Below are 9,319 nucleotides of genomic sequence, written 5' to 3'. Positions count from 1 at the left end.
GATTGGTGACCGCTGGCGCCGCGCCGACCGGAGAGTCGGTCGAGGACAAGCTGCGTGATTACCTCAGACGGGCCACGCTGGAGCTGCATGAGACCCGCCGCAGGCTCCGTGAGGCCGAGGAACGGCAACGCGAGCCGATCGCGATCATCGCGGCGAGCTGCCGTTACCCCGGGGGCGTACGCACGCCCGAGGACCTGTGGAAGCTCGTGGCCGGGCAGGTGGACGCGATCGGTCCGTTCCCCGCCGACCGGGGCTGGGACCTCGAGTCCCTGTACCACCCCGACGCCGACCATCCCGGCACCACGTACGTCGTCCAGGGCGGGTTCCTCGACGACGCGGGCGACTTCGACGCGGCCTTCTTCGGCATCTCCCCGCGCGAGGCCCTGGCCATGGATCCGCAGCAGCGGCTGCTGCTCGAAACCTCCTGGGAGCTGCTCGAACGCGCCCGCCTCGATCCGGAGTCGACGCGCGGCAGCCGGACCGGTGTCTTCGTCGGCACCAACAACCAGGACTACGCCACACTGCTCGACCCCGTCCCTGACGAGCTGGAGGGCTACCTGCTGACCGGGGTGGCGGCGAGCGTGCTGTCAGGCCGGCTCGCCTACAGCCTGGGGTGGGAGGGGCCGGCGCTCACCGTCGACACCGCCTGCTCCTCCTCACTGGTGGCGTTGCACCTGGCCGCACAGTCGCTGCGGCAGGGGGAGTGCACTCTGGCCGTGGCGGGCGGTGTGTCGGTGCTGTCCACTCCCTCCGGGTTCGTGGAGTTCAGCAGGCAGCGAGGGCTGTCGCCGGACGGCCGCTGCCGGTCCTTCGCCGCCTCCGCCGACGGCACAGGCTGGGCCGAGGGCGTGGGCCTGCTGCTGCTCGAACGGCTCTCCGACGCCCGCCGCAACGGGCATCGGATTCTCGCCGTGATCCGGGGCAGCGCACTGAACCAGGACGGCGCCTCCAACGGCCTCACCGCGCCGAACGGCCTCGCCCAGGAGCGAGTGATCCGCGCCGCGCTCGCCACCGCGGGGCTGACGCCCTCCCAGGTCGACGCCGTCGAGGCCCATGGTACGGCGACCGCGCTCGGCGACCCGATCGAGGCACGGGCGCTGCTCGCGACCTACGGCCAGGACCGGGACCGGCCACTGTGGCTGGGATCGATCAAGTCCAACCTGGGGCACGCCGCGGCCGCCGCCGGGGTGGCCGGGGTGATCAAAATGGTGGAGGCGATGCGGCACGGCCTGCTGCCCGCCACCCTGCACGTGGACGAGCCGACACCCAGGGTCGACTGGTCACGCGGCAACGTCGCCCTGCTTACCGAGGCTCGGCCGTGGCCCGACACGGACGAGCCGCGCCGGGCGGGAATCTCGGCGTTCGGCGTGAGCGGCACCAACGCTCACGTCATCCTGGAATCCGCGTCACCTCCGGAGCTCAGCACGGAGCCCGAGCCCACGACGGGCGTCGCCGGGGGAACAGCCGTCGCGTGGCTGCTGTCGGCCGGATCCGAAGCCGCACTCCGCGCCCAGGCCGCCCGCCTGCGCCCCTACGCCGAAGGCCCGCCTGCCCCCTCGGGGGCGGATGGGATCACCCACGTTCGTCAGGTCGCCTGGTCGCTGGCGACCACGCGGGCCGCGCTCGACCATCGTGCGGTGCTGGTCGGCGCCGAGCCGGCCGACTTCGCCCGCGGTCTCGACGCGCTGGCGGCGGGAGAGTCCGCCGCCTGGCTCGTGCGGGGGAGGACCCAGCCGGGGGCGCAGGTCGCGTTCGTGTTCTCCGGGCAGGGCGGGCAGTGGGCGGGGATGGGCCGGCAGTTGCTGCGTTCCTCTCCGGTGTTCGCCGAGGAGATCGGTCGCTGCGCCGACGCCCTGGCGCCGTACGTCGACTGGTCTCTGACCGAAGCCCTCGACGGTGGCCCGAACGCCCCCGACCTGCGTCGCGACGACGTGGCACAGCCGGTGCTGTGGGCGATGATGGTGGCGCTCGCCGGATTGTGGCGGGCGGCAGGGGTGGTCCCCGACGCCGTGGCGGGGCACTCGCAGGGAGAGATCGCCGCCGCGACCGTCGCCGGCGCGCTGTCCCTGGACGACGGCGCCCGGGTGGTCGCGCTGCGCGCCCGGCTGATGGCCGAGGCGGGCGGCGCAGGCGGACTGCTCGCGATCACGCTGCCCGCCGACGAGGTCGAGCGGCGCTGGGGCGATCTGGTGACGGTCGCCGCCGACACCGGGCCGCGCTACACGACCGTGGCAGGAGAGGAGGGGCCGCTGGCGGAGGTGCTGGCCCAGTGCGAGGCCGCCGGGGTGCGGGCCCGCCGCATCGAGGTCGGCTACGCGGCCCACTCCCGGTACGTCGAGCCCGCCCGGGACCGGCTGGTCGCCGAACTCGCCGGCCTGACGCCCGGCACGGCGCGGATCCCGTTCTACTCCTCCGTCACGGGCGGGTCGCTCGACGGCCGTGAACTCGGCGGCGACTACTGGGGGCGGAACCTGCGCGATCGTGTCCGCTTCGCCGACACGATCCGGGCGCTGCTCGCCGACGGCGCCACCCTCTTCGTGGAGCCCGGACCGCACCCCGTGCTGACGGCGGGCGTGGCGGCGACGGCGGAGGCGGCGGGCTCACCTGCCGCCGTGCTCGACACGCTGCGCCGCGACTCGGGCGACCTGCGTCGTTTCCTCACAGCGCTCGGCGAGGCCCACACGCACGGGGCACGGGTCGACTGGCAGGCCGTCCTTGCGCCCGCACCCCCGATCGATCTGCCGACGTATGCCTTCCAACCACGGCGTTTCTGGCTCGCACCCCGCAGACCGGCCACCGGCGGGGCCGACTCGTGGCGCTACCGGCTCAACTGGCGGCCCATGCCCGCGGCGGCTTCGGTGCCTGCACTGTCCGGCACCTGGCAGGTGCTCGTCCCCGCGGCTCACGAACGGCACGAACTGGTCGAGGACGTCGTCGCCGCCCTCGTCGAGCACGGTGCCAAGGTCGAGACGAGCAGCGAGGCGCGGCCAGGGGCGTACACGGGAGTGGTGTCGCTGCTGGCCCTGGACGAGTCCGCACATCCGGAACATCCCGCGCTGAGCCGGGGCCTGACCGCCACGCTGACGCTCGCCCAGCCCGGCGGCCTCGACCGCGGACCCCTGTGGCTCGTCACTCAAGGCGCGATTCCCGACGCGGGCGGCGTCGCCGGGGATCCGGCCCGCTCCCGGATCTGGGGTCTGGGACGGTGTCTCGCGCTGGAGCGGCCCGAGCTGTGGGGCGGCCTCATCGACGTGCCGGAACGGCTGGATGAGCGGGCGCGCGCCGCTTTCGCCCGCGCGCTCGCGGGACCGCCCGGCGGCGAGGACCAGGTGGCGGTGCGCGGCGGCACGCTGCTCGTCCCCCGCCTGAGTCACGCGCCGCACGCGGCGCCGGTGTGGCAGGCCGGCGGCACTGTCCTGGTCAACGGCGGATCCGGCCCGTACGGACCACACCTCGCCGGCTGGCTGGCCGACTCCGGCGCCGACCGGGTCGTCCTGGTCGCCGACGAACCGGTCGCGGACCTGGGGGAGCGGATCACCGTCGTCGTCGTCGACCCCTCGGACCCGGCCGCGCCCGCCCGGCTGGTCGCCGAACACCAGCCGTCCCTGGTGGTGCACGCGGCCGACCATCTGGAGGAGAGCACGCTGGCCGGGCTCACCCTCGACCGGCTGGAACGCGTCCTGGTCGCCAACGCGGCCGAGGCCAGGGCGCTCAGCGAAGCCACCGAGACGGACCTGGTGCTGTTCTCCACGATCGCGGCCACGTTCGGCGGTGTCGGCCAGGCGGCATACGCCGCGGCGGGCGCGGAGATAGAAGCGCTGGCCGGGCGCCGGCGCGCTCTCGGCCGTTCCGTCATGACGGTGGCCTGGGGGCCCTGGCTCGAACCCGACAACGGTGAGCGGGGCACGCGCCTGGAGGGCCAGGGCGTGGCGTTGATGCGGCCCGGCCCCGCTCTGGAGGCGCTACGGCGCGAGCTCTCCGCAGCGGGCGCCGGCGGTACTGCCGCGATCGCCGATCTCGACTGGCCCCGGTTCACCTCCGCCTACGCCGCGGCCCGCCACCGTCCCCTGATCGCCGATCTGGACGAGGCTCGGCCGCGCGGCTCCGTCACCGCGGGCGACACCGCCGCGCAGATCGGCGCCCTCGACCAGGAGAGCCTGATCACCCTTGTCCGCGGCCACGCCGCCGCCGTCCTCGGCTACGACAACCCCGCCGACATCGACGCCGACAGCCGCTTCACCGACATCGGCTTCGACTCACTGACCGGGCTGAGGCTGCGCAACGCCCTCGGCGGGATCGTGGACCACCGCCTGCCTCCCGACCTCGTCTTCGAACATCCCACCCCACGCCGTCTCGCTCAGCACCTTGAGCGGATTTTGAAGGAGCACGACCGATGAACCAGCGCGGCAAAGTCCTGATCGTCGGAGCCGGGCCCGTCGGGCTGCTGGCGGCATGTGAGTTCCGCCGCCGTGGTGTCGAAGCGGACATCGTGGACGCGGCGCCGGATCCCGGCGCCGGATCCCGCGCCATCCTGCTGTGGCCGCCGTCTCTGGAGATCTACCGTGACCTCGGCATCCTGCAGGAGGCCCGCAAACGTGGCGTGGCGGTCGACGCGCTGAGCTACCACGTCGGCGGCACCACGCTGCGGCTGCCGCTCGCCCTGGCCATGTCGCCGCTCATCCTGCCGCAGCAGGACACTGTCGAGCTGCTGCAGGAAGAGCTGCACAGGCTCGGCGGCGAGGTACGGCGCGGCCTGCAGGTGGTGGCCCTGACCCAGGATCGGGACTCGATCACCGTGAACGCCCGCGGCGCGGATGGCCGTGAGACGACGCTGGAAGCGGAGTGGCTGATCGCGGCCGACGGCTTCCGCAGCACCGTACGGGACCTGATCGGCGCGGACTTCACCGGCGCGCCCTTGCCGATCACCTTCCTCCTCGCCGAAGGCCGGCTGGAGGGCGACTACGACACGCAAGCGGTGAACTACTACCTCGGCCGGGCCGGGGTGGTGCTCGTGGCGCCGCTGCCCGGCGGCCGGGTACGGATCTCGGGCGCGGTCCCCGACGGCACCGAGCTCACCGCCGAGACGGGACAGCGCCTCCTGGACGAGCGCGGGCCGGGCGGCCTGCGGCTCACCGACCTGACCATGAACACGCTGTTCACCAGCCACGAGCGGATCGCCTCGCCGCTGCGGGCCGGTCGCTGCTTCCTGGCCGGTGACGCCGCGCACGTCCACTCCGTGGTCGGCGGGCAGGGGCTCAATCTCGGGTTCGGAGACGTACAGAACCTGGCGTGGAAGCTGGCCGGCGTCCTTGACGGCAGGTACGCGCCGGACATCCTGGACAGCTACCACATCGAGCGCCGCGCCGCCGCCGAGCAGACCGTGCAGGCGACCGGCCGGATGGCCAGGCAAGCGGTGCTCAGCCCGGTCGCGCACCGGATCCGCGACCTCGTCATGACACTCATGCACCGCACCGGCGTGCTCGGCCGCCGGATGCCGCCGCTGCTGTCGGGCCGGCTGATCACCTATCCGGACACGCTGATCCCGGCCGCGGGCAAGGTGCCGCCGGGGCTGCCCAAACCCGGTACCCGCCGGCCGGAGTGGGCGCTCGAACCCGACGCCGCCGACCGTTTCCAGCTCATCACCACCGGGCCGGACGGCGGCCGGGCCAGGAGCCAGGGGCAGGCGCTCGCCGACCGGCTGCCCGAACTGGTCGCCCATCACCACCGGCCGGGCGCCGTCGACGGGTTCGTGCTGCTCCGTCCGGACGGCTTCGTCGGCGCGAGTGGCCCGGCCACCGCACTTCCGCATGCCGCCATTGCTCTGGAGCGGCTCGCCCCCGACGCCTCGCACCACGTGAAGGGACAATCCTGACTTCCTCTCCTCCCTTCCCCGCGGCGCCGTGCCGCGTTTCCTCCCCACGCCTCAAAGCGGGGGTCTCCACGCTCAAGGAGATTCGATGACCGAACAGCAAGAGCTTCCCCCCGTACTCGACGGGTTCGACCTTTCTGACCAGAGCCGGTTCGGCGACGGGTTTCCTCACCACGTCTTCACCCGGTTGCGCGAGGAGGCGCCGGTCTTCTTCCATCCGCCGGGCACCACCGCCGACGGGGAGGGGTTCTGGGTGTTGAGCCGCTACGCGGACATCCGGGCCGCGGCGGCTGATCCGGCGTTCTCCTCCCAGGGCGGGGGCGGCCGGGCCGGCGGCGGCACCCACATCGACGACCTCGCGCCCGGCGTCCACGCGGGGACCATGCTGAACATGATGGACGACCCCCGGCACCAGGCGCTCAGAGACCTGGTCAGCCCCTCGGTCGACGGTGAGACGGTCGCCTCGCTGGAGCCGGAGCTGCGCGCCATCGCGGAGAACCTGGTCGCCCAGGCCGTGGCGGACGGCAAGGGCGACCTGATGGTGGACATCGCCGGGCCGTTCGCGATCCAGACGGCGCTGCTGACCCTCGGCGTGCCCCGCCGTGACTGGCCCGTCCTGCACGCGTGGGCCGACGTGAGCATGGGCTTCGACGACCGCGAGGTCGGCGAGGACACCGAGCGCTCGCAGATGTCGCGGCTCGGGCTCTACCAGTACGGCAGCGGAGCACTCAAGGCACTCGCCGCCGAGCCGGGCCCCGGGCTGCTCTCGCTGGTCGCCACAGGCGAACTGCCTGAGGGGGAGCGGTCCCTGTCGGGCTACGAGCGCGAGGTGTTCTTCAACCTGATCCTCGGCGCCGGCTCCGAGCCGCCGCGCAATGCGATCGCGCATGGCCTGCTGGCCCTGGCCGAACATCCCGGCCAGTGGAAGGCGCTGCGCGAGGACCGTTCGCTGATCCCGGGCGCGATCGAGGAGATGCTGCGCTGGTCGTCGCCGACACCGTACAACCGGCGTACCGCCACCCGTGACGTGCAGGTGGGCGGCATGCAGATCAAGGCCGGGCAGAAGGTGACGTTCTGGTGGGCCTCCGCCAACCGGGACGAGGAGGTCTTCGCCGACCCGCACACCTTCGACATCCGCCGCGAGCACAACCCCCACCTCGCGTTCGGGTTCGGCACCCATGGCTGCATGGGCGAGCGCCTGGGCCGGCTGGAACTACGGCTGGTCCTGGAGGCCCTGCTGGACCGGGTGGGCGAGCTGAGCACGGCCGGTCCTGTGAGGTGGGCCAGCAGCAACAAGCACACGGTGATCCTGCGCCTGCCTGTCACCTACGGCGGCCTCACCCCGGCCGACCCGCCCGAGCTGCCAGAGCAGCCGCCGCCCACGATCCCGGCCAATCCCGGCCAGTACGCCATCGGCAGAATGCTGCCGTTCAACCCCTTCGATCCGGAGTTCCGCGCGGACCCGTACCCGGTGTACCGGCGGATCGCCGAGAACGGCCCGGTCATCCGAACTCCGGGCGGCATGATCGCCGTGACGGGTCACCGCGAGGTATCGGACGCGCTGCGAGACCCGCTCATCGGCTGGGGAGACGGCCAGGCGGTGGCCGAGCACTTCGGCCGCGATCCCGAGGGCAGGCCGGTGCGCCAGTTCATCTTCATGGACCCGCCCGACCACACCCGGCTGCGATCGCTGGTGAGCGGGGCGTTCACCGCCCGCGTCGTCGAACGGCTCCGCCCGCGCGCCATCGAACTCACCGACCGGCTGCTGGCCGCGGCCGGATCCTCTTTCGACCTGATGGACGCCATCGCCCATCCTCTTCCGGCGCTGCTGCTCGGCGAGCTGATGGGTGTGCCGGAGCAGAACATGGATCGCTTCCGCGGCTGGTCGGCGGCGATCGGACGGGGCCTCGACCCCGACTTCGTGCTCACCAGGGCCCAGGTCGCGCAGCGGCAGGGCGCGCGGGAACAGTTCAACCAGTACTTCACCGAGCTGGCCGCGCAGCGCCGCGAGGAACCCGGTGACGACCTGCTGAGCAAGCTGGTCGCGGTCGAGCAGGAAGGCGACCGGCTCACCGAGACCGAGCTGGTGACCACCTGCACGCTGCTGGTCTCGGCAGGGTACGCGTTCACCGTGCACCTGATCGGCAACGGCATGCTCGCGCTGCTGCGCGAGCCCGGCCAGCTTGCCTGGCTGCGCGCCAACCCCGACCGGATCGGGCCCGCCGTCGAGGAACTGATCAGGTACGACGCGCCCGCCCAGGTGATCTCACGGACGGCCTTGAGTGACACGGTGATCGGTGACACACCGATCCAGCAAGGCGAGTCGATGCTGCTGGTGCTGGGCGCGGCCAACCGCGATCCGGTCGCCTATGACGAGCCGGACCGACTCGACCTCGCCCGCCCGGCGGCGGCGCGCCACCTCGGCTTCGGGCACGGCATCCACTTCTGCCTCGGCGCGCCGCTGGCCCGCCTCGCCGCACAGGCCGTGATCGGACGGCTGGCCGAGCTGGACCTCACCATCGCCGACCCCGGCCCGCAGCACACCGAGGGCATGGTCATCCGGGGCCTTGCCTCCCTCCCGGTGGTGGCCGGATGACCGCGCTCGACCCGGATCTCTGGCTACGCCGTTTCCACCGGGGGCCCGGCACGGGGCCACTGCTGGCGCTGCTCCCGCACGCGGGCGGCTCGGCGACCTACTACTACGGCCTGTCGGAGCTGCTGGCCCCGGCGCTCGACGTGATCGCGGTCCAGTACCCCGGTCGCCAGGAACGCCGCGGCGAGAGGGCCGTCGAGGACATCCGGGTACTCGCCGACCAGATCACCGCCGTCGTGACGGCTGCGGCGGCCGGCAGGCCGGTCGCGTTGTTCGGGCACAGCATGGGGGCCGGTGTCGGCTACGAGATGTCGTTGCGGCTCCAGGCGGACGGCGTGGAGGCGGTACGGCTGTTCGCCTCGGGACGCCGGGCGCCGAGCAGGCGGCGGCAGGAGGTCCCGGGTGGGCAGGACGACGGGTCCCTGCTGGCCGAACTACGCACGCTCAGCGGCACCGACGCCCGCCTGTTCGACGACCCGGAGGTGGCGGAGATGATCCTGCCCGCGCTGCGCGCCGACTATCGGGCGATCGAGGCGTACGCGTGGCGGCCCGGCGAGGTGCCGAGGTGCCCGATCACCGTCCTCGTGGGGGACGCCGACCCCCGGGTCAGCAAGGACGACGCGCAGGCCTGGGCCGAGCACACGAGCGGCGACTTCGAGCTGGTCACCTTCAGCGGCGGCCACTTCTATCTGGCCGAGCAGAGCGAGGAGGTGGCGAAGACCATCGTCGCCCGCCTCACCTGATGGTGAGGACGGCTCCCAGCGTCACCGCAGTGGCTTGAACACCCGCACACCGGCCCGCCCGGACTCGCCCCGGGCAGGCCGGGCGCGGCAGCCGCCGACTGAGCTTGGAGCCGC

General features: G+C 73.0%; 4 protein-coding genes. All 4 read left to right on the top strand.

From position 1 onward, the window contains the following. Positions 1-5 precede the first annotated feature (5 nt). The 4 genes from ACQP0P_RS29730 (at position 6) to ACQP0P_RS29715 (ending at position 9,205) form a co-directional block, all read left to right on the top strand. Complete coding sequence (locus ACQP0P_RS29730; protein WP_433360606.1) at positions 6-4,397, top strand: type I polyketide synthase; 4,392 nt, start codon at positions 6-8, stop codon at positions 4,395-4,397. Then, entirely contained in the window at positions 4,394-5,872 is a 1,479-nt protein-coding gene (locus ACQP0P_RS29725) for an FAD-dependent oxidoreductase (RefSeq protein WP_433360603.1), read from the top strand. The genes ACQP0P_RS29730 and ACQP0P_RS29725 overlap by 4 nt, the downstream gene beginning before the upstream one ends. An 85-nt stretch (positions 5,873-5,957) precedes the next feature. Beyond that, the gene (locus ACQP0P_RS29720) at positions 5,958-8,465 is read left to right on the top strand and encodes a cytochrome P450 (protein WP_433360600.1); all 2,508 of its coding nucleotides are present in this window, start codon (positions 5,958-5,960) and stop codon (positions 8,463-8,465) included. After that, the gene (locus ACQP0P_RS29715) at positions 8,462-9,205 is read left to right on the top strand and encodes a thioesterase II family protein (RefSeq protein ID WP_433360597.1); all 744 of its coding nucleotides are present in this window, start codon (positions 8,462-8,464) and stop codon (positions 9,203-9,205) included. The genes ACQP0P_RS29720 and ACQP0P_RS29715 overlap by 4 nt, the downstream gene beginning before the upstream one ends. Positions 9,206-9,319 lie beyond the last annotated feature (114 nt).

The organism is Streptosporangium sp. CA-115845 (assembly GCF_050943795.1).
Lineage (GTDB): Bacteria > Actinomycetota > Actinomycetes > Streptosporangiales > Streptosporangiaceae > Streptosporangium.
The sequence above is the reverse complement of the archived record's forward strand: the minus strand, read 5'-3'. Positions and strand labels throughout refer to the sequence as shown.